The sequence below is a fragment of the Achromobacter sp. GbtcB20 genome, assembly GCF_019091095.1.
In the GTDB taxonomy this organism is placed as follows: domain Bacteria; phylum Pseudomonadota; class Gammaproteobacteria; order Burkholderiales; family Burkholderiaceae_B; genus Achromobacter; species Achromobacter mucicolens.
Map to the genome: position 1 here is coordinate 80,441 of NZ_JAGXJZ010000017.1, position 20,245 is coordinate 100,685.

General features: G+C 67.3%; 11 protein-coding genes. 1 reads left to right on the forward strand and 10 read right to left on the reverse strand.

What is annotated here, in order from left to right; all coding sequences use genetic code 11:
• Positions 1 to 12: 12 nt before the first annotated feature.
• From KVT32_RS20430 to KVT32_RS20475, 10 genes are all read right to left on the reverse strand, one after another.
• Positions 13 to 717, reverse strand: a complete 705-nt coding sequence (locus tag KVT32_RS20430) for an ABC transporter ATP-binding protein (protein ID WP_056325774.1) — start codon at positions 715 to 717, stop codon at positions 13 to 15.
• Positions 701 to 1,435, reverse strand: coding sequence for an ATP-binding cassette domain-containing protein (locus KVT32_RS20435; RefSeq protein ID WP_128830198.1), 735 nt, complete (start codon positions 1,433 to 1,435; stop codon positions 701 to 703). The genes KVT32_RS20430 and KVT32_RS20435 overlap by 17 nt, the downstream gene beginning before the upstream one ends.
• Positions 1,432 to 2,424 (reverse strand): branched-chain amino acid ABC transporter permease, encoded by a 993-nt coding sequence (locus KVT32_RS20440; protein ID WP_175155256.1) that lies wholly within the window; start codon positions 2,422 to 2,424, stop codon positions 1,432 to 1,434. The genes KVT32_RS20435 and KVT32_RS20440 overlap by 4 nt, the downstream gene beginning before the upstream one ends.
• Positions 2,424 to 3,293: a branched-chain amino acid ABC transporter permease gene (locus tag KVT32_RS20445; protein ID WP_056325781.1), complete on the reverse strand. Its 870-nt coding sequence runs from the start codon at positions 3,291 to 3,293 to the stop codon at positions 2,424 to 2,426. The genes KVT32_RS20440 and KVT32_RS20445 overlap by 1 nt, the downstream gene beginning before the upstream one ends.
• 7 nt (positions 3,294 to 3,300) lie before the next feature.
• Positions 3,301 to 4,542 carry an ABC transporter substrate-binding protein gene (locus KVT32_RS20450; RefSeq protein WP_142053405.1) on the reverse strand — a complete coding sequence of 414 codons (1,242 nt, stop codon included), beginning with the start codon at positions 4,540 to 4,542 and terminating at the stop codon, positions 3,301 to 3,303.
• Between the two features lie 323 nt (positions 4,543 to 4,865).
• Positions 4,866 to 5,417, reverse strand: a complete 552-nt coding sequence (locus KVT32_RS20455; protein ID WP_152382511.1) for a cytochrome b — start codon at positions 5,415 to 5,417, stop codon at positions 4,866 to 4,868.
• A 15-nt stretch (positions 5,418 to 5,432) separates the two neighbouring features.
• Positions 5,433 to 6,419, reverse strand: a complete 987-nt coding sequence (locus tag KVT32_RS20460) for a cation diffusion facilitator family transporter (protein ID WP_063955135.1) — start codon at positions 6,417 to 6,419, stop codon at positions 5,433 to 5,435.
• 119 nt (positions 6,420 to 6,538) lie between these two features.
• Positions 6,539 to 8,089, reverse strand: coding sequence for a cryptochrome/photolyase family protein (locus KVT32_RS20465; protein WP_175155255.1), 1,551 nt, complete (start codon positions 8,087 to 8,089; stop codon positions 6,539 to 6,541).
• Between the two features lie 16 nt (positions 8,090 to 8,105).
• The gene (locus KVT32_RS20470) at positions 8,106 to 8,714 is read right to left on the reverse strand and encodes a lipocalin family protein (protein ID WP_175155254.1); all 609 of its coding nucleotides are present in this window, start codon (positions 8,712 to 8,714) and stop codon (positions 8,106 to 8,108) included.
• Positions 8,715 to 8,875: 161 nt separating this feature from the next.
• The gene (locus KVT32_RS20475) at positions 8,876 to 13,621 is read right to left on the reverse strand and encodes an autotransporter domain-containing protein (RefSeq protein WP_217618795.1); all 4,746 of its coding nucleotides are present in this window, start codon (positions 13,619 to 13,621) and stop codon (positions 8,876 to 8,878) included.
• 501 nt (positions 13,622 to 14,122) lie between these two features.
• Between KVT32_RS20475 and KVT32_RS20480 the strand changes: the two genes are divergently transcribed.
• Positions 14,123 to 20,218: an autotransporter outer membrane beta-barrel domain-containing protein gene (locus tag KVT32_RS20480; RefSeq protein ID WP_217618796.1), complete on the forward strand. Its 6,096-nt coding sequence runs from the start codon at positions 14,123 to 14,125 to the stop codon at positions 20,216 to 20,218.
• The last annotated feature ends 27 nt before the right edge of the window (positions 20,219 to 20,245 follow it).

A 20,245-nucleotide genomic window follows, 5' to 3' on the forward strand; every position in this document is an offset into this window, starting at 1 on the left:
TTGGATTCCGTATCAGGATTGCAGACCGCCGTAACGCCGGGCGATCTCTTGGGCAGTGGTGGTGGCGGTGGGAACGTCGGCGATCAGCTCGCCTTTTTCCAGCACCAGAATGCGGTCGGACAACGCGCACAGGAAGTCGATGTCCTGTTCGACCAGCAGGATCGCGATGCCATGCGAGGCGCGCAACGTCTGCAAGGCCTCGACGATCTCATCGCAGATCGACGGCTGGATGCCTTCGGTGGGTTCGTCCAGCAGCATCAGCCTGGGTTCGCCGCACAGGCAGCGGGCCAGCGCCAGCAATTGCTGTTCGCCGCCCGACAGGCTGCCGCCGGGACGATCGAGCAGACGTTGCAGACGCGGAAAGACCTTCAACACCGAGGCGATCATGGCATCGGCGCCGCGCAGGTTCTTCACGCAGCCCATGCGCAGGTTTTCGGCCACGCTGAGCGCCGGGAAGATCTGCCGGCCTTGCGGCACGAAGCCCAGGCCCTGGCGGGCGCGCGCATGCGGGGCAAGCGCGCCGATCTTCCGGTCGGCCAGCGTCAGGTCGCCGCCGGTCAGGGGAAGCTCGCCCATCAACGTGCGCAACAACGTGGTCTTGCCCATGCCGTTGCGCCCCAGAATGCCGGTGAATTCCCCGGCGGCCATGCTGAAGCTCACGCCATGCAGCACCGGGATGCGGCCGTACCCGGCCTTCAGGTCACGCGCCTGGAGCATGTGTCTCTCCTTGCTTGCCCAGATAGGCGGCACGCACTTCGGCATGCGCCATGATGTCGTCGAAGCTGCCTTCGGCCAGCACTTCGCCCTGGTTGAAGACCGTGATGCGGCCGGCGATCAGCCGGATAAAGGCCATGTCGTGCTCGACCACGACCACGGTGCTGTGGCGGTTGATGGCGCCGATCAGGTCGGCTGTCTTGCGCACCTCCTGGTGCGTCATGCCGGCTGCCGGTTCGTCCAGGAGCACCAGCTCGGGCCGCGACGCCAGGATCATGCCAAGCTCGACCCATTGCCGTTGGCCGTGGGCCAGCGCGTTGACCGGCGTGCCGGCCACCGCGTCCAGGCCGATTTCCGCCAGCACCTGGGCGGCAATCTCGTCCGGCACGCCCTGCGCGCGCCGCGCCGCGGCCAGGCGCAGGTTCTCGCGCACGTCCAGCCCTTCGAAAACGCTGGGCACCTGGGTCTTGATGCCGATGCCCAAACGCGCCACTTCGTGCGTGGCCAGCCCGCGAAGGGGGCGTCCCTTGAAGCGGATCTCGCCGCGGCTGGGCTGCAACTGGCCCGACAGCATCTTGAAGAACGTGCTTTTGCCGGCGCCGTTGGGGCCGATCAGGCAGCGCACTTCACCGCGTTCCAGCCGGAAATCGACCTCCCTGACAGCGTGCACGCCACCGAAGCTCACGCCCAGGCCCTGGGTTTCCAACAGCAGCGTGCTCATGCTTGCTCCTTGGCCGGCCGCACCACGCGGCGGCACGCGTCGAGCACCGTCGGGGCCAGGCCGCGCGGGATCAACAGAACGAAGAGAATCAGGATGACGCCCAGCACCAGCCCGGTGTCGACGGCGTGCTGCGCGCCCAGTTGCGTGACCATGGCTTGCAGCGCCACGCAGGCGATGATGGGGCCGATCAGCGTGCCCCGGCCGCCGACGATCACCCAGATGATGATCTGCGCCGACTGCGACAGCCCGAAGACGCCGGGGCTGACGAAGGCGCCCCAGTTGGCGTAGAGCATGCCGGCAAGGCCCGCCAGCGCGCCGCCCAGCGTGAACGCGGCCAGCTTGTACAGGCTGGCGTTGTAGCCCAGCAGCAGCGCGCGCTGCTCGTTTTCACGGACGGCGGCGACCACGCGGCCAAAGCGCGAGGCCATGACGGCGCGCAGGCCGAAGTACGCCGCGATAAGAATCAGCGCGGCCAGCGTGAACGTGCCTTCGGGCGACAGGGGTTCGGCCGCGCCCGGCAGCGTCAGCGGCGGGATGGACGGAATGCCATTGAATCCGCCCAGCAGCGCCTCGCCGATGCGATAGCTGTCGCCCGAGGTCGAATTCATCAGGTTGAACAGGATCAAGGTCACGGCCAGCGTGATGACGCCCAGATAGACGTCGCTGATCTTGCCGTAGAACATGAAGTAGCCCAGCAGGGCGGCAAAGGCCGCCGGCACGGCGACCGCCACGGCCATCGCGGCGAGGCCGGGGCCGAAGTTGAAGGCGCCGATCGCCCAGGCGTAGGCGCCCAGGCCAAAGAAGGCGGCCTGCCCGAAGCACAGGATGCCGCCGTGCCCCCAGACGAACGCCAGGCTCAGGGCCAGCAACGCCATGACGAGGTAGACCGTCATGGACAAGAGGCTGAACATGTCGACGACGGTGGGCAACAGGATCGCGGCGGCGACGGCCGCGGCGCCCAGCGCCAGAGAAATCACAGGTACACGCATCAGATCGCTCGCTTGAAGAATCGGCCAGTGATGCCTTGCGGCAGCAGACGGATCAGCACGATGGCGGCCAGCAGCAAGGCCACCTGGCCGTAAACCGGCGTGGCAAGAAAGGTCACGCCCTGGCTGATGGCGCCGAAGAACCCCGATGCGCTTACCGTGCCGGCGATGACGGCGCTGCCGCCGCTGATGACGGTGATGAAGGCCTTGGCGATATAGGCCGCGCCAATGGTCGGGATGACGCCGGTCAGCGGGGCGAGCACGGCGCCCGCCAGACCGGACAGGGCGGCGCCCAGACCGAAGGTCATCTTGTAGACGCCATTGGGGTTCATGCCCAGCGCATTGGCCATCGCGGCGTTCTGCATGCAGGCGCGGGCGCGCAGGCCGAAATCGGTAAAGCGCAACAGGCACCACAGCGCCACCATGACGCCGGCGGCCAGCGCAATCAGAAAGAGCGTGTAGCCGCTTGCCTGGCGCGCGCCGATCGTGATGCCGCCCAGGGGCGACGAAATGCCGACCGTGGTGTTGCCAAAGACCATGGTGGCCAGGCCGATGACGGCCAGCGACAGTCCCCAGGTCGCCAGCATGGTGTCGATCATGCGGCCGTACAGGTGGCGCACCAGCAGGTGTTCGACCAGCACGCCGAAGACGCCGACGATCAAGGGAGCCAGCACCAGCATGGAGATCCAGATCGGCACGCCCCATTGATTGGTGGCAAGGATGGCGACATAGCCGCCCAGCATCATGAACTCGCCGTGGGCGAGGTTGATGATCTTCATCATCCCGAATACCACCGCCAACCCGACGCTCAACAGCGCCAGGATGGCGATCGCACCCAGGATATCGATGGCATAAATGGCAACGAGATCCATGGAACGCTCAGAACTTGATGGCGTATTGACGGTTGTCCGCCGGGTTCTTGATCAGGTCGCAGACGGCCGCGGTATCGCCGGGCTGCTGCTGCGGGAAGCTCTCGACCAGGTTGAGCTTGCGGTCGCGCACTTCGGCGATGTGCACGTCCAGCGTGCAGTGGTGGGTGGCCGGGTCCAGCGACACGCGGCCGCTCGGCGCATCGATGGCGATGCCGGATTCCAGCGCTTCGATGACCTTCATGCGGTCCAGCGAGCCGGCCTTGCGCACGCCTTCGGCCCACAGCATGAAGCCCTGATAGGCGCCCATGGCCAGTTCGGTGATGTAGGGATAGTCGGCGCCGTAGCGGGCATGGAAGCGCTTGACGAAGTCGGCGTTGGCCGCGCCAGGCAGCTCTTGCAGGTAGTTCTGGCAGACCAGGAAGCCGTTGCATTCCTCGGGCGACAGCACGATGTGTTCATTGCCGCCGGCAAAGGTGGTCGAGGCCAGCGGGATCTTGCCCGTCATGCCGGTGGCTTTCCATTGCCGGTAGAACGACATGTGCGCGCCGCCCACGAGACCCGACCAGATGAAGTCGGGCGAGGCGGCCTGGATCTTGGAAATGGCGGCGCCGAAATCGGTCACATCCAGCGGGAAGAATTCCGTGGCGACGGTCTTGCCGCCCACGTCGGCCGCGTATTTGCGCACCCAGTTGGACACGATCTGGCCGTAGTTGTAGTCGGCGGCCACGATGTACACCTTCTTGCCCCAGTGCTTGACGGCGTAGGGGGCGAGCTTTTGCACGGTCTGCGCAGGCGTCACGCCGGCCGCGAAGTAGTTGCGGTCGCAGACGCCGCCTTCGTACTGGTTGTTGTAGAAATACAGGGTCCGATAACGGTTGAGCACCGGGCGCACGACCTCGCGCGAGGCCGACGTGATGCCGGCGTGGACCACGGCGGCCTTGTCGCGCAGCGCGGCCTGCTGCGCGAACTGCGCATACAGCTGCATGTTCGATTGCGCGTCATAGGCGATGAAGTTGATCTGCCTGTCCAGCAGGCCGCCCTTGGCATTGATTTCCTCGGCTGCGAATCGCAGCGCGTCCATCACCGGCTTGCCGTAGATGTCCAGGCCCCCCGACAGATCGTAGATGGCGGCGACGTTGATTTTTTCCTCGCCAGCCGCAAAGGCGCGCGAGCCCGCCAGCCCCATCAGGGTGGCGGAGGCGGCGGTGGCAGCGGTGGACGAGAGGAACTGGCGGCGGTTCATGCTCATGTTGATGGCCCCTTGAGCGCTCGCGGCGCGCACGGTCTGGCGCCCGGCGCAAAGTGCAGGGACGAGCAGAGGCCGACGCCGAAAGTCGCGTAGACGTGTATAGGTGTGTGGGTATGCCGAGAACCCGGCAGGATGTCGACGCCGTTGTCGACGAGAAAAACTGAGCGGCCTTGCGGGCAGTTGCGCCTTTGGAACTTGCCGAGCCGGCCTTCAATGCGTGAAGGCAGGGCAAATTCTAGGGGAAGGGCAAAGTCCAGGCTAGCCCCGGGATTTCCCTAGGGGCTAGCGCACGTTCGGCGTTTCGCGTTGCGTTGGGCCTGGCGTTAGCGGCGTCCCGGCAGCATGCGCGCCAGCGTATTGTCCTGCAGGATGTAGTGGTGAAACAGCGCCGCGGCGGCGTGCATGCCCACCAGAAAGTAGCCGGCCGTCGCCAGGGTTTCATGCAGTTCCTTCAGCTGGCTTGCCAGCGCCTTGTCCGCGCCCACCAAGGCGGGCACCTCAAGGCCAAAGAACGGAATGGTTTTACCGCCCGCGCTAAGCGTCAGCCACCCAAGAATGGGGGTGGCGATCATGAACGCATACAGGGCGTAGTGCATCAGCCGCGCGAGCACGTCCTGCCAACGCGGCATCGGCGGCCGGACGGCAGGCGCGGCGCCAGCGGCCACGCGGATGGCCAGCCGCAAGGCAACCAGCCCGATCACGCACAGCCCCAGCGAGAAATGCAGCGCCTTGACGTTGTTGTAGAGATCGGTGCCTTTCGTGGCCAGGCCGCGCAGTTCCATACAGGCGTAGACCAGCGCCAGCACGATGAGCATGAGCCAGTGCAGCGCAATGACGAGGCCGCCAAACTGTGTATCGGTGTTCTTGATTGCCATGAGGTTTCCTTATTTTCAGGACTGCTGCTGAATAGCGGGCGTGATGCCGGACGCACCTTGATCGGAACTTGCCGGCGCGCCGGTGCGCCGCCAGGGGTCGACGTGGGTCATCAGGTTCAATACACGGTGCCGCTGCATGACCCGGTGGCGGGCCTCGACCGCGATCTTGTGGCCTTCGTCCACGGTCAACGCCGCGTCGATTTCCAGGTGGGCATCGGCCAGGATCATGTCGCCCATTTTTCGGGTCCGCAGGTCATGCACGCCTTGAACGCCGGCGGTATCCAGCAAGGTCCGGCGTATGGCTGCGGTTTCGTCTTCGTCGGCCGCACGGTCCATCAGATCGTGCAGGGCATCCCAGCCAAAATTCCAGCCCATTCTTGCCACCATGAATCCCACGATGGCGGCGGCCACGGGATCCAGGATCGGGTAGCCGAGCAGGTTGCCGACGATGCCGATGCCGACCACCAACGAGGAAGCGGCATCCGAGCGCGCGTGCCAGGCATTGGCCACCAGCATGCTGGACTTCACGCGCTTGGCCACAGCCAGCATGTAGCGGAACAGGAGTTCCTTGGCGACCAGGGCGATGCCCACCACCCACAGGGCAATGCCATGCACCTGCGGGATCGCGCCGGGCTGCTCCAGTTTGCTGATTGCCGCCCAGAGCATGCCGCCGCCCACGAGCAGCAGCAAGATGCCCAGCGCGAACGACGCCGCGGTCTCGTAGCGGTAATGCCCATAGTGATGACCGGCATCGGCTTCCTTCTGGCTATGCCGGTTGGCAAGCAGCACGATGAAGTCTGCGACCAGATCGGACAAGGAGTGGATGCCGTCGGCGATCAACCCCTGGGATTTCGAGAATATGCCCAGGATGATCTGGGCGGTCGCAAGCGCCACATTGACGCCCACGCTGACCCATGTGCTGCGGGAGGCGGCGGCAGCGCGCTCTGCCGGCGTGTGTTCGTTATCTTCGGGGGCGTCGGGCGCGGGCCGAAGGGGTGTCATGGGTACAGCTCCGATGCTTGGTGTTTGCGATGGGGTATTTGGGCGCCCAGCATAGCGGCCCGACCTTAACGCAGGATGAATGCCGCCGGAATGATTCGCGCTCTGGCGTTAAGCCAGTCTTACAGGCCTTCCAGGCGCGTCAACGTCAGCGCCGCCTGCTCGCGCAACGCGGCCTGCGCTTCCTCGGGAAGGTCCTGCCATCGCCGGTACACCATGGCAAGTCGCCGGTTGTCCTCAAGCTGCGATTGGTGGCGAGCAAAAAAATCCCAGTACAGGGCGTTGAACGGACAGGCTCGCTCGCCCGTCTTCTGCTTCTTGTCGTACGGACACGCGTGGCAGTAGTCGCTCATCTTGTCGATGTATGACGCGCTGCTGACATAGGGTTTGGTGCCCAGCAAGCCCCCGTCGGCAAACTGGCTCATCCCCACCGTGTTGGGCAGCTCGACCCATTCGAACGCGTCGATGTAGACGCCCAGATACCAACGGTGCACCTCGGCAGGGTCCAGGCCGGCCAACAGCGCGAAGTTGCCGATGACCATCAGGCGCTGGATATGGTGCGCGTAGGCGTTCTCCAGCGAATTGCCGATGGCGTCGCTCATGCAGCGCATGCGGGTCTGCCCGGTCCAGAACCAGGCCGGCAGCGGGCGCGTGTGCCCCAACGCGTTGCGCGTCTCGTACCCCGGCATGTGCGCCCAATACACGCCACGAACATACTCGCGCCATCCCAGAATCTGCCGGATGAAGCCTTCAACGGCCGCCAAGGGAGCGTGTCCCGTTTCGTAGGCGGCCTGCGCCTGACGCACCAGCTCGCCGGGGTGCAGCATCTTGGTGTTCAGGGCGAACGACAACTGCGAGTGAAAAAGGCGCGGATTGCCCGCGCTCATGGCGTCTTCGTAGGCCCCGAAGTTGGGCAGCGTGTGCTGGATGAAATGGTCCAGCCATGCAAGCGCCTGCGCGCGATTCAGCGGCCAGCGGAACTGATCGGCCTGCGGATTTCCAAAGCTCTGCACGCCTGCCTGCTGCACCGTTTCCCACAGCGCGCGATGGTCGTGCACCGGCCGGACGTCGGGCGGCAGCGGCGGGGTGCCGGGCCAGGGCTTGCGGTTGTCGTGATCAAAGTTCCATCGCCCGCCCACTGGCTCGCCAGAGGCATCCATCAATACGCCGTGACGCCGGCGCATATGGCGGTAGAACGTCTCCATGAGCCAGCGCTTGCGGGGGCCGAAGAACGTGGCCACTTCGTCACGCGTCGTATGGAAATGCTCGCTGTCGGTCTGCTGCACGGAGAATGCCTGCGTGGCACTCCAGGCGCCAAGGACTTGGCTGACCCGCCATTCGTCGGGTTGCTGGTAGCCCAGTTCGCGGGCGCCGTAGTGCGCCATCAGCGCAGTCAGATTCTGGGTGATGTCCTGCCGGTTGCTGGGGTTGTCGATCGCGACATACCTGACACGATGTCCCGCCTGGCGCAGATGGCGCGCGAAATCGCGCATGGCGGCGAATATCGCCAGGATTTTTTGCGCGTGGTGCAGCACGTAGTCCGTCTCTTGACGCACTTCCATCAGCACATACACCACGTCCGGGTCGGTCCGGGCGAACCAGCTGTGCAGCGGGTTCAGCTGGTCGCCGAGAATCAAGCGCAGGGTGTGCGCGCCAGCGCTCTTGGATGTCATGGCGCGCGACGCGGCATCAGGAAGCCGATTCCAGCGGCGGCTGTTCGCGGTCCTGGCTGACCCAGATGAACGCGTCGGTGTCCAGGCCCAACGCCTTGGCGCGGCTCAGGATGTCGTCGCGCGTCTGCGCATTCAGTGTCTTGTCGCGCGCGAGGATCCAGGCATAGCTGCGATCCGGGCCCACCACCAGGGCCCAGCGATAATCCGGATCCAATGCGGCCACATGGTAGCCGCCATAGAAGGGGCCGAAGAACGACACCTTCAGCGATGCCACCGAGGGGTCTCCCGTGAAGCGGGCCAGCCCCTCTGCCGAACGCCAATCGCCATTCGACCCCTTGGCCGGGTCGAATCCGCGGTTCACGACGCGCACGGTGCCGTCATCCTTAAGCGTGTAGTGCGCGGTGACGTCCGTCATGCCGCGTTCGAAACGGTGGTCCAGCCGCGCGATTTCGAACCAGCGGCCTTCATAACGATGCACGTCGAAGTCGCCGACGGGCGTCACGCCTTTGGGCGGCGTCGTCGCGGCACAGCCATACAACGTCAAGCCCAATAGTCCCAACGCCACCCACGGCGCGACGCGCCGCAACGGGTGGGTGAAACGACGACCGGCTTCTGCATGGCGCATGGCAAACCTCCGCTGAATTTGAGTCCTGGAAATTATATTTGCGCGGTTTTCGGGCCATGCTTGCGGTTCGGAAAAAATGGAAACAAATCTTGGTTCGCGAGTTTCGGCTCCGCTTCAGTGGGAAAGGTCGCGGCCATCGGCCGCTGAAGTTGAACGTGATTTCAGAACTGATACTCGAACCGCGCATACCCCGCTTGCGCCGACGCGTGACCGGTATTGATCAGCGCGTCGTAGCCCAACGAGATCGACGTGGCCTTTGAGGGGCGAAAACCGATGCTGGCGCCGCCCGTGACGTAGTTGCGTGGCAGCGCGACGCCGGGTGCGGCGAAGCGGGTGCCGTCCTGCGACAGGACGGTGACCTGCCGGCTTGTGCCCATCAGTTCGCGCGCATAGCCCACGCGCAACTGGGCATCGATGGCGCGTTCTCCCTCGCCGAACGTCTTGTCCAGCTTGAGCATCAGGTAGGGCTGAAGACTGCGCGCGGTGTCGGCATCGACGTCCAGGTTCTGCGCGGAGGCGCCGCTTTCGGTAAAGCTTGCGCCCCGGAAGAAGGCGTAGCGCAGCCCGGCGGCGGGCGTCAGCGTGACACTGCCTACGCGCATCGGCACGGCGGCCTGGGTGGCGGCCGAGATTTCGTGCCCGATGTGATCGCCTTGCGCGGTGCCAGACGCGCCAAACGGGCGCTTCTGCGACAGGAAGTCGAGTCCATAGCCGAGCGTTGCGGACACGATGACCGGTCCGAAGTCGCGGCCCCCATAGAGGGCCAGGCGCACGGTGTCGGTGGCGCCGGAGCTGCTTGTCTCGTCTTCGTTGATCGACGTATGCGCATAGCCGCCGGCCAGACCCACGGTGTAGTCGCCGACGCGCCGGTCGGTGCCCGCCAGAAAGCCGAACTGGTTTGCCTTGAAGCCCGGCTGCCCGTCGTCGGCGTGCAGGCGCGTGCTGGATCCGGTGGCCTCGATCCAGGCGCCGCGCGCGGCCGGCTGTGTCTGCGGCGAGGGCACGAAGCGGCCGAGCAGCGTCGCGTTGACCGATTGCGCGCGCATGATCGCCGCCGTGCCAAGCGCGGTGTAGATGCTGGTGTTGGTGGGAGCGACGACCACAGGGCCCGTGGCGTCGGGGGTGAACAACTGCAGGCCGACCTCGTTTGCGCCGTAGGTGACCGATGGCCTGAGCGTGGAAAGATCCGCGCCGGCGGACGTGGTGCTGGTTACCGTGGCAAAGGTGCCGTTGACGCCGTTGGCGGCCGAAAGCAGGGTATAGCGGCGCGCCGTGTAGGTGCCGGGCGCGTAGACGATCGATAGCCCGCCGTCCAGGGTGGCGGCGCCACCGACGCGTAGCAGCGAGCTTTCCAGCGGATTGACCTCGATGGACAGCGTGGCGTTGCTGGCCTGGGTGTAGTTGCCGCCGACGCTCAATGTGCCGACCGACCCGCCTGGCATGACGATGCCCTGGTTCAAGAGGCTGCCGGCGATCGTGCCGTGACCCTTCAACGTGCCCTGGGCGCCCACGGCCACGTTGCCGCCGAGCAGCGCGGTGTCGTGGTTGGCATCGCCCACGGCCAGCGTGCCGCCGTCCACGCGAGTGAGGCCGGCGAAACCGCTGCTGTCGCCGTTCAGGGTCAGCATGCCGGCGCCTTGTTTGGCGAAGACGCCAGAGCCGTTCAATGCGCCGTCAAACGTGCTGTCGGCCGGCGAATCCAGCGTCAACGTGCTTGTGCCGAGTTGCAGGCGCGTGCCCGTCCCGCCCGCCAACGCGGTCACCCGCTGCGCGCCGGCGCCCGACACATCCAGCGCGGCGCCCGGGCCGGCCAGCACGATGTTCGACGCGGACGACAGGCTGCCCGTGACGGCAAGCGTGCCGCTGTTGATGGTGGTGGCGCCCGTGTAGCTGTTGGCGCCCGCCAGGACCTGCGTGCCGCCGTCAAGCGTCAGGCCGCCCGTGCCGGCAATGGATCCCGAGGAATTGCCGGCGGCGTTGGTCAGCGTAAGCGTGCGCGCGCCGAGCGCCACGTTCCCCGTTCCGCTCAGGCTCGTTGCCGACGCGCCCGCCGCCGTGCCCGAGATATCCAGCGTGCCTTGGTTCGTGATCCCACTGGAGGTTGCGATGCTGCCCGCGCCGTTGATGGCGAGGGTGGCGCCCGGGCTGATCGTGGTTGCGCCGGTATAGGTGTTTGCGCCGGTGAGCGTTTGCGTGCCGCCTCCCACCGTCAGGCCGCCCGTGCCGCCAATGCTGCCGCCGAAGGCGCTCGCCGCGTTGCTGATCGTCAGGGTGCGGCTGCCCAGCGCTACCGCGCCGCTGCCCGTCAACCCCGTGACCGAGGTGCCCGCCGTGGCGCCGGAAATATCGAAGGTGCCGTTGTTGATGACGACATTGGAGGCTGCGACGCTGCCGTTGCCCGTCAGCGCCAGCGTGCCGCCATTGATCGTGGTCGCGCCGCTATACGTGTTGGTGCCGGTCAGCGTCTGCATGCCGGCGTTCAGCGTGACTCCGCCCGTCCCGCCGATGGCGCCCGCATAGGTGCCCGCCGCGTTCGTCAGCGTCAGCGTGCGCGCGCCAAGCGTGGTGGCGCCAGCGCCAGTCAGACCTTGGACGGAAACACCCGCCGTGGCGCCGGAGATATCGAACGTGCCGTTGTTGATGACGCCGCTGGAGGCCGCGAGGCTGCCGTTGCCTGCCAACGCGAGGGTCGAGCCATTGCCGATGTCGGTCGTGCCGGTATAGGTGTTGACGCCCGAAAGCGTCTGCGTGCCGCCCGCCACCGTGAAACCACCGGTGCCGCCGATCACGCCACTGAAGTCGCCAGCGGCGTCGGTCACCTGCAGGAACCGATTGCCTAGCTCGATGACGCCGGTGCCGGTCAGCGCCTTGACCGACGCGCCTGCGGCGGTGCCAGAGATATCGAACCGGCCATTGTTGACCAGCCCCGACGAGGCCGCGACGCTGCCGTTGCCCGTCAGCGCCAGCGTGCCGCCATTGATCGTGGTCGCGCCGCTGTACGTGTTGTTGCCGGTCAGCGTCTGCGTGCCGGCGTTCAGCGTGATTCCGCCCGTCCCGCCGATGGCGCCTGCATAGGTGCCCGCCGCGTTCGTCAGCGTCAGAGTGCGCGAGCCGAGGGTGGTGGCGCCAGCGCCAGTCAGGGCTTGGACGGAAGCACCCGCCGTGGTGCCGGAAATATCGAAGGTGCCGTTGTTGATGACGCCGCTGGAGGCCGCGAGGCTGCCATTGCCTGCCAGCGCGAGGGTCGCGCCATTGCCGATGTCGGTCGCGCCGGTATAGGTGTTGACGCCCGAGAGTGTCTGGGTGCCGCCCGCCACCGTGAAACCACCGGCGCCGCCGATCACGCCGCTGAAGTCGCCAGCGGCGCTGTTCACGGTCAGGGACTGGGCGCCCAGCGCGATGACGCCGGTGCCGGACAGCGCCTTGAGCGAAGCGCCCGCGGCGGTGGCCGAGATATCGAACCGGCCATTGTTGACCAGCCCCGACGAGGCCGCGATGCTGCCGTTGCCCGTCAGCGCCAGCGTGCCGCTTGTGATCGTCGTGGCGCCCGTGTAGTCGTGGACGGCCGACGTGGACAGCGTGCCGCCCATCGCGGTCATGCCGCCTAGTCCGGAAATGGTGCCTGTCAGCGTGAGGGGGGCCGTGCCGGTGTTGAAGGAGACGGCGGATGCGGCGTCGGTCAGGATTACGGCATTGCCGAGCGATAGACCCTGGTGTGCCGGGTTGATCTCGGCAGAGGCGCCGGCCTCGACGACCAGATCGCCCACCATGGTGGAGCCCGAGAGCAGCGTGAGTGTGTTCCCCGTGCCGCCAAACTGGATGGCAGCCGCGCGCGTGCCGTTGGCGACGCCGCCAACGATGGTGCCGGCATTTGTGATGTAGTTGGAACCGTGCGTGATCACGCCGGCGCCCGCCGCACCGCCGTTGCTGCCGCCGCCGGTGATGGTTCCGACGTTGGCCAGCGAGCTGAAGGCGCCCACGAGATTGACGCCGGCGCCGCCGTTGCCGCTGCTTCCGTTGCCGCTGGCGCCGGCGCCCCCGTCACCGCCCGCGCCGCCGCCTATCGTGCCGAGGTTGATGACGCTGGAGCTGATGCCAAACATCGCCAGCCCATCGCCACCGCCTCCGCCGCCTCCGCCAAAGCCGCCCGTTCCGCCCGCGCCGCCGGCGCCGCCCTGGATCAACCCGCTCGACGTGATGTTCGTGCCGGTGGTGATCGATATCATCCCGGCGCCGCCACCGCCACCGGCGCCCGCATTGCCGACGACACCATTGGACGTGGCGCCCCCGGCACCTCCGGCGCCGCCGGAGAGGGCGGCATTGACACCGATCGTCGCCGCGGTCCCGCCGTAGTACAGCCCGGTGCCCCCACCGCCGCCGCCGCCGCCGAAGTTGGTGCCGTCTGCGCCCACGTCGCCCGCGGTTCCGCCGAAGTTTGTATTTACGGAGACGTTGGTGGACGAGAGCGCCAGGCCGGTGGCACCGCCGGAAGCGTTGCCACCCGCGTCGCCCGCGGCGCCGCTGCCGCCGCTGCCGCTGGCGCCGGGCGCGCCGCCCGGAACCTGCACCGTGACGGTATTGGCATCGAGCTCGCTGGAGCCGCCGCCCTGGCCGTTGCCCGCGCCGCCGTTGCCGCTGCGTGCCGGGTAACCCGCGCCGCCGGACGCGCCGCAGGCGCTGGCATCGCTGGCGGCGCACCCGGCGGCCCACGCGGAAGGAAAGGCGCAAGTCAGGCCGAGCATCAAGGCAATCTGCCCGGCCTGGTGTGCGGCGCGGGGAAGGGAGCGCCGTGGTGTCCTGCAATGCGTCGCGCTGCCTGGGACTGAGGATCTGGATGTGGCGATTTCGGGCGCGACCTGCATCATTTGCAAGGTCTGATTCCAGACGAGCCGATAGCTGCGGTTCATCGTTGCTTTCCCTTTGCGCGCCCATTGGCCGGCCGGCCCGGAGCCGGCATTCGCTGACAACTGACGCAGCGCTTATTCAATCGTGGTGGTGGAGCCGGGCGGCGATCCTCCCGAGAGTTCGGGTACGACAGGTCGACATGCCGCCTACGGCATTCGCATGAGGCGGTCGGACTATATCACCGGGCCGCCGGCCGTCATTCGCGGAATTAAGCCGAATTCTTGAGGTAATTCCAGGCTGGCAGGTTCGCGATGGTCGCATGGCGGCGAGGCAACACGCGGGCGGACTGAAGTGCAACAGCGCTGTGCAAAGGCAAGCCTCACTGGTAAAAAACGTCCGGAGCAGAATAAATCAGAAAACTCATGCGGCCCGTTGTTACGGTTCGCGCCGAGGGGAAGACGATGGGAAAGCCGACCGCAAAGCGACCTTTGCGAGCCAGGGGCAATGTTGTTGGGGCACTGGAACCACGCCGTTCGCTGCCACGTCCCCCGGACTGGCGCGAGATGCTTTCCGTCACTGCCGTGGGGCTCGTCATGTCGCAGCCCGCCGTCGCGGCATTGAGTTGTCCTTCGGTCGACACCAATCCTTCCAACTCCACCACCTGCACCATTTCGTCCAGCCAGGGCGGGTCGGGTGCGCAGGTCAGTGTCGTCAACACTGCCAGCGCCGGCACCGGCGACAACATCGGCGGCTATGGCGGCAACTACACGGTGGTCAACAACGGCGCCGTGCTGCAGCCGAGCGTCCCGCAGGGCGGCATCTTCGTTCGCCTGACGGGCGGCATGGGGTCCAGCGACACCAGCAACAATGCGACGAACGGCGGCAACGGCGGCACCATCACCATCAACAACAACGGCGGGACGATCACCGTTCAGAACGCGCCGACCTCCAGCACCCAAGGCAGCGGACCTGGCATCTGGGCGGATTCGGGCGCGCAGTTCGGGATCTACGGCGTGTCGGTCGGGGGTATTGGCGCCAATGCCAACGAGACGGTGATTGGCGGGGGCAACGGGGGCCAGGGGGGCGATGGCTCTGCCGTCACCATCACCAATAGCGGCAACGTCAGCGTCTTGAACCTGCCCTATGGCGGCGTGGGCCTCTACGGCGCCAGCATCGGCGCGACGGGCGGAAACCAGGACAACGCGGCGACGGGCGACCAGGTCGGCGGCAATGGCGGCGGAAGCAATATCGTCAATATCTCGAATGCCGGGGCCGTGTCGGTCACCGGTTCCACGTCGCGCTATGCATGGGGCATCGGCGCGGAGTCCATCAGCGGCAGTGGCGGGCTGGACAACGGCAGCGGTTCCAGCGGCGGCGCGGTCAATTACTCGAATCCGACGATCATCACAAACACGGGCTCCGTGACGGTGAACGTCAGCGGGACGGCCCTGAGCAGCGTGCGCGGCCTGTATGTCCTGAGCCAGGGCGGCAACGGCACGACATCCGAGGACGGCAGCGACAACGGCGGCACCGGCGGCCAGTTTGGCGCCATGACGGTGGTGAACTCGGGTCAGGTGTCCGTGTCCAGCACCTCGACCGTGCAGCCCTCCGGCCTGTCGAAGGTGTCCGGCGGGATTGTCGTGATCGGCCTGGGCGGCAATGGCGGCATGGGTCCGCAGACGATCACCAACACCAGCGGCGAAATCGGCGGATACGGCGGCGGCAACGGCAATACGACCACCACGGTCACCCTGAACAGCGGGTCGTCGGTCACGACCTCGGGCGACTACCTGCCGGGCGTCAACGTGATCACGCAGGGCGGCAATGGTGGCGCGGGGCGCGAGGACAGCAACGGGGCGGCCGGCGGCAATGGCGGCACGGTGAACGTCACCCTGAGCGGCAATGCCACCATCAGCACCAATGGCGTGCAGTCCACCGGCATCTCGGCCAGCAGCCTGGGCGGCGCGGGCGGAGGGGTGGAGACCAGCAGCGGCATCATCGACTTCACGCCCGAAAACGCCGGCAGCGGCGGGGCCGGCGGCGCGGTGACGGTGACGACCACCGGCGGCTCCATCCAGACTTCCAACAACTATTCCATCGGCATCCTCGGCCAGTCGATGGGCGGCATTGGCGGCACGACCACGGCGAACTTCGAACTGTTCGGCAATGCCGGCGCGGATGCGGGGATTGGCGGGGCCAGCGGCTCGGTTTCCATCAACAGCCAGTCCTCGATCACGACCACCGGGCAGTCCTCGCACGGCATATCGGCGCAAGCCATCGGCGGCGGCGGCGGCACGGCGGGCGTCAGCAGCGGCATCGTTGCATTGGGCGGGGCGGGCGGCACGGCGGTCTCCGGCGGCACGGTCACGATCAACCAGTCCGGCACGCTGACCACGGGCGGAACGTCGGCCATCGGCATGCTGGGCCAGTCCATCGGCGGCGGCGGCGGAGATGGCGGCGCGGCAAGCGGGGTTGCCGTGATCGGCGGGCAGGGCGGCGGCGGCGGCAACGGCGGCTCGTCCACCGTTGGCCTGAACGGCTACACCTTGACCACGGGCGGCGACCATGCGTACGGCATCGTGTCCCAGTCCATCGGCGGCGGCGGGGGAACCGGCGGGGCAGCCTCTTCCTACGACGCCGGCGTGGGCTTTGCCATGTCCGTCGCGGTGGGCGGCACGGGCGGCAACGGCGGCGCGGGCGGCAGCGCCGCGGGCAACGTGTCCAACGCCACCTTGACGACCGGTTCCTCGGGCACCACGAACGGCGATGCGCACGGCGTGGTCGTGCAGTCGATTGGCGGCGGCGGCGGGGCGGGCGGCGCGTCCGTCGCCAAGGCCCTGGCGATTGCGGTGCCAGACGAGGACGCGTCTTTTGGCGTCGCGGTCACGTTTGCCATGGGCGGGTCCGGGGCCTCGGGCGGCGCGGGCGGCACCGCGTCATCGGCCATCAACAATTCCATCCTGACCACGTATGGTCCCAATTCGCAAGGCGTCCTCGTGCAATCCATCGGCGGCGGCGGCGGGCTGGGCGGCAGCGCATCGGCCCTCTCGACGGTGGTCGGCACCGGCGATTCCGTCGGCGGCACGGTTCAGTCGTCGGTGGGGGGCAGCGGCGGATCGGGCAGCTACGGCGGCAACGCCACGCTCAGCCTGGCGGGCAGTTCCATCACCACGTGGGGAGACTCCGCGAATGCGCTGGTGCTGCAAAGCATTGGCGGCGGCGGCGGGGCGGGCGGCGTGGGTTCCGCCACGGGACGCAGCCCCAATGTGGATGCCAACGTGTCGATCACGGCCAACGTGGGCGGGATCGGCGGATCGGGCGGACAGGGCGGCACGGCATCGCTGACCGTCAATCCGGCCAGCACGATCATCACGCACGGCGATGGCGCGCGCGCCGTGCTGGTGCAGTCCATCGGCGGCGGCGGCGGGGCGTCGCAAGGCGGCCAGGTCGGGCTCGCCGTCAACAGCGAAAGCGAAGACAGCACGACCGACGTCAGGGCTACCGTGTCGGTTGGCCGCGGCGGCACCGGCGGCGGCTATGGCGGCGCCATCAACCTGAACAGCGATGGCAATGTCACCACCTATGGCGCCGATGCCGACGGCCTGCTTGTGCAGAGCATCGGCGGTTCGGGCGGGCTGGGCGGCGCGGTCGGCGGCACCAGCCAGAACAATTCCTCCGACGCGCTGGACGACTCCGGCACGACCTATCAGTTCAACGTCTCGGTGGGCGGCAATGGCGGCGCGGGCGGCAATGGCGGCGCGATCGGAACGACGTCCAATGCCGCAAGCGTCGGGGCGTCCACGAATACGTACGGGGATTACGCGGACGCCGCCGTCCTGCAATCCATCGGCGGCGGCGGCGGCGCGGGTGGCGCGTCGACGGCGTCGTCCAGCATTTCGTCGTCGAACGTGTCGATTTCGGTGGGCGGCTCGGGCGGAAGCGGCGGGGCGGGCAACAGCATCGTCGCCTTCCTGAACGGCAACGGGACAAACAGCTTCAACACGGCCGGCTATGGCGCGATGGGCATCGTCTTGCAGTCGATCGGCGGCGGGGGCGGCATGGGCGCCACGGGATCGCCGCTGGCAAACGGCTCGCTGCGGGCCGGCGCGACCGGCGGCAGTGGTGGCGCGGGCGGCAGCATCACGGTCACGAGCGGCAGTTACGCGGCCATCCAGACCACCGGCGACAGCGCCTACGGCCTGGTGGCGCAGTCCATCGGCGGGGGCGGCGGCATTGCGATGGCGGGCAGCACGGCCTCGGCCGCGAATCCCGGCAGCCAGCGATTCAACCTGCATGCGGGCGGCGCGGGTGTGGCCGGCGCGGGCGGCACGGTCAATCTGTCCACCGGTCTCAATCTGAACACCCATGGCGATCGGGCCATCGGCGTCATCGCGCAATCGATCGGCGGGGGCGGCGGCATCGTGACGTCCGGCACGGCGACCGGCGTCGGCACGACGGTGCTGGGCGGCGGGAACGCCAATGCCAGCGCCGTGAACGTGGATCTGCGCTACACGCTGGCCACGCATGGCGCGGGCGCGCACGGGATCGTGGCGCAGTCCATCGCGGACGGCGGGGGCATCCTGGGCGACACGACCAAGCTGATCACCACCAGCGCGGCCGGATTCCTGCCGACCGCGTTCAGTTCAGGCACCGCCGGCAACGTGACGGTTTCCTTCGACGGCAATCTGACGACTGCGGGCGCCAACGCCTACGGCATCATCGCGCAGTCGATCGGCGGGGGCGGCGGGCTGGCTGGCGGACCGAACGCCGGCTTTGCCGGGTCGGTCAGCAGCGCCACGGGCAATTCCGGCAGCGTCACCGTGAACCAGAGCGGGACGCTCAGCGTGACGGGTCCGGATGCGACGGGCATCATGGCGCAAAGCCAGGGCGGACAAAGCGAGCAGGGCGCCACGGTCAACATCAACGGCAGCGTGTCGGGCGGCTCCAACTCCGGCAAAGGCGTGTGGATACTGAGCGGCCGGGACAACGTGGTCAACGTCAACGCAGGCGGTTCGCTCAGCGCGCTGTCCAGCACGGCGTTGACGTTCAACGGCGATTCGACCACGGCGGCGGGGTCGTTCCTCACCATCAACGACTACGGCACCATCTCCGGCAACGTCTATTGCGGCAACGGCGATTCCACCAATGCCTGCAACTACTACGTGCAGTCCGGCGGCGTGGCCAACGCGGCCACTGCGTACCAGGCCAACGTCATCAACTCGGGGCTGGTCGTGATCGGCTCGCCGGGCCAGTTCCAGACCCTGACCGTCAGCGGCAATTTCAGGCAGTCCGCCAGCGGCGTCCTGCGCGCCGACGTGGACTTCGATCAGATGCGCGCCTCGCAGATGGTGGTGCAAGGCAATGGCGACCTGAATGGCAATGTCGACGTGCTGGCCGCGACGCTGATGCCGAACCGCGAGCTGACGGTCCTGACGGTGCAGGGCGATTCGCAAGGCAGCGTGGGCGCCGTCGACAGTCCGGTCTTCGATTACGCCACGCGCCAGGTCGGCCCGTCCACGCGCATCCGCGTGGCGGGCGCCGACTTCAATGCGCCGTCGATGCAACTGAAGGCCAACCAGCGCCAGGTCGCCGATCAGCTTCAGCGTATCTGGGATGCAGGCGGCAATTCCGCCCTGGCGCCGCTTTTCGGGCAGCTGGACCAGGCTTCGCGCCAGGGGGCGGGCACGTATCGCGACCGCGTGTCCAGCCTGTCGCCGGGCGTGACGAGCGCGCCGGCGGCGCAATCGGCCGCAAACCTGGGGCATTTCACGGGCGCGATGATGTCCTGCCCCACGTTCACCGGGGTCGATGCCTTCTCGGGCGAGCAGAACTGCTACTGGGGCCAGGTCACGGGCCGCGCGACCAGCCAGGATGGCAGCAAAGGCACGGCTGGCTTTGACTACGACACGGTGACCTACCAGATTGGCGGGCAGCGCGAAGTCAGTCCAGGCTGGTTCGTCGGCGGCTCGGTGGCCTACGAAAGCAGCAAGGTGCGCGCCAACGACGGCAGCGTGCGCGGCGATGGCGACAGCGGCTACGCCGGCATGGTCGTCAAGCGCCAGGAAGGGCCGTGGGTGTTCTCGGCCGCGGTCGGCGGCGGCTATGGCGGTTATCGCATGGACCGCAACATCGACATCGCGGGATATCAGGACACCTTGACCAGCCGCCCCGACGTCTACGGCTTTAATGCACGTTTGCGCGCCGCCCGCACCTTCGCCTTCGAGAGCGTGTACGTGAAGCCGTACCTGGACTTCGACGCGAGCTATACCCGCATGCCGGGCTACAAGGAATCGGGCGCGAATCCGCTGGCCTTGTCGGTGGACGGCAGCGACCAGTTCATCCTGGGCCTGTCGCCCATGATCGAGTTCGGCGGACGCGCCAAGCTGTCCAACGGCGCGATGCTGCGGCCGTTCGTGTACGCGGGCGTGTCGTTCCTGTCCAAGGACGATTGGACGACCACCTCACGCCTTCGCGGGGCGCCCGCCGGCACGGGATCGTTCGATACGTCGCTGCCCATCGACGATGTGGTGGGCAAGGTGGGAGCGGGGCTGCACGTCATGCGCGCCGCGGGGGGCGACTTCCGGCTTCAGTACGACGGCCAGTTTTCCGAGAATGTGCGCAGCCACAGCGGCACGTTGAAGGTCATGGTGCCGTTCTGAGGCCTGTGCCAACGCCGGGCGCGGTCT

What these genes read in the sequence shown, in the direction of transcription:
- KVT32_RS20430 (WP_056325774.1), bottom strand. Translation starts at nt 717, where the DNA reads ATGCTCCAGGCGCGTGACCTGAAGGCCGGGTACGGCCGCATCCCGGTG.
- KVT32_RS20460 (WP_063955135.1), bottom strand. Translation starts at nt 6,419, where the DNA reads ATGACACCCCTTCGGCCCGCGCCCGACGCCCCCGAAGATAACGAACAC.
- KVT32_RS20450 (WP_142053405.1), bottom strand. Translation starts at nt 4,542, where the DNA reads ATGAGCATGAACCGCCGCCAGTTCCTCTCGTCCACCGCTGCCACCGCC.
- KVT32_RS20455 (WP_152382511.1), bottom strand. Translation starts at nt 5,417, where the DNA reads ATGGCAATCAAGAACACCGATACACAGTTTGGCGGCCTCGTCATTGCG.
- KVT32_RS20480 (WP_217618796.1), top strand. Translation starts at nt 14,123, where the DNA reads ATGCTTTCCGTCACTGCCGTGGGGCTCGTCATGTCGCAGCCCGCCGTC.
- KVT32_RS20440 (WP_175155256.1), bottom strand. Translation starts at nt 2,424, where the DNA reads ATGCGTGTACCTGTGATTTCTCTGGCGCTGGGCGCCGCGGCCGTCGCC.
- KVT32_RS20435 (WP_128830198.1), bottom strand. Translation starts at nt 1,435, where the DNA reads ATGAGCACGCTGCTGTTGGAAACCCAGGGCCTGGGCGTGAGCTTCGGT.
- KVT32_RS20470 (WP_175155254.1), bottom strand. Translation starts at nt 8,714, where the DNA reads ATGCGCCATGCAGAAGCCGGTCGTCGTTTCACCCACCCGTTGCGGCGC.
- KVT32_RS20445 (WP_056325781.1), bottom strand. Translation starts at nt 3,293, where the DNA reads ATGGATCTCGTTGCCATTTATGCCATCGATATCCTGGGTGCGATCGCC.
- KVT32_RS20465 (WP_175155255.1), bottom strand. Translation starts at nt 8,089, where the DNA reads ATGACATCCAAGAGCGCTGGCGCGCACACCCTGCGCTTGATTCTCGGC.
- KVT32_RS20475 (WP_217618795.1), bottom strand. Translation starts at nt 13,621, where the DNA reads ATGAACCGCAGCTATCGGCTCGTCTGGAATCAGACCTTGCAAATGATG.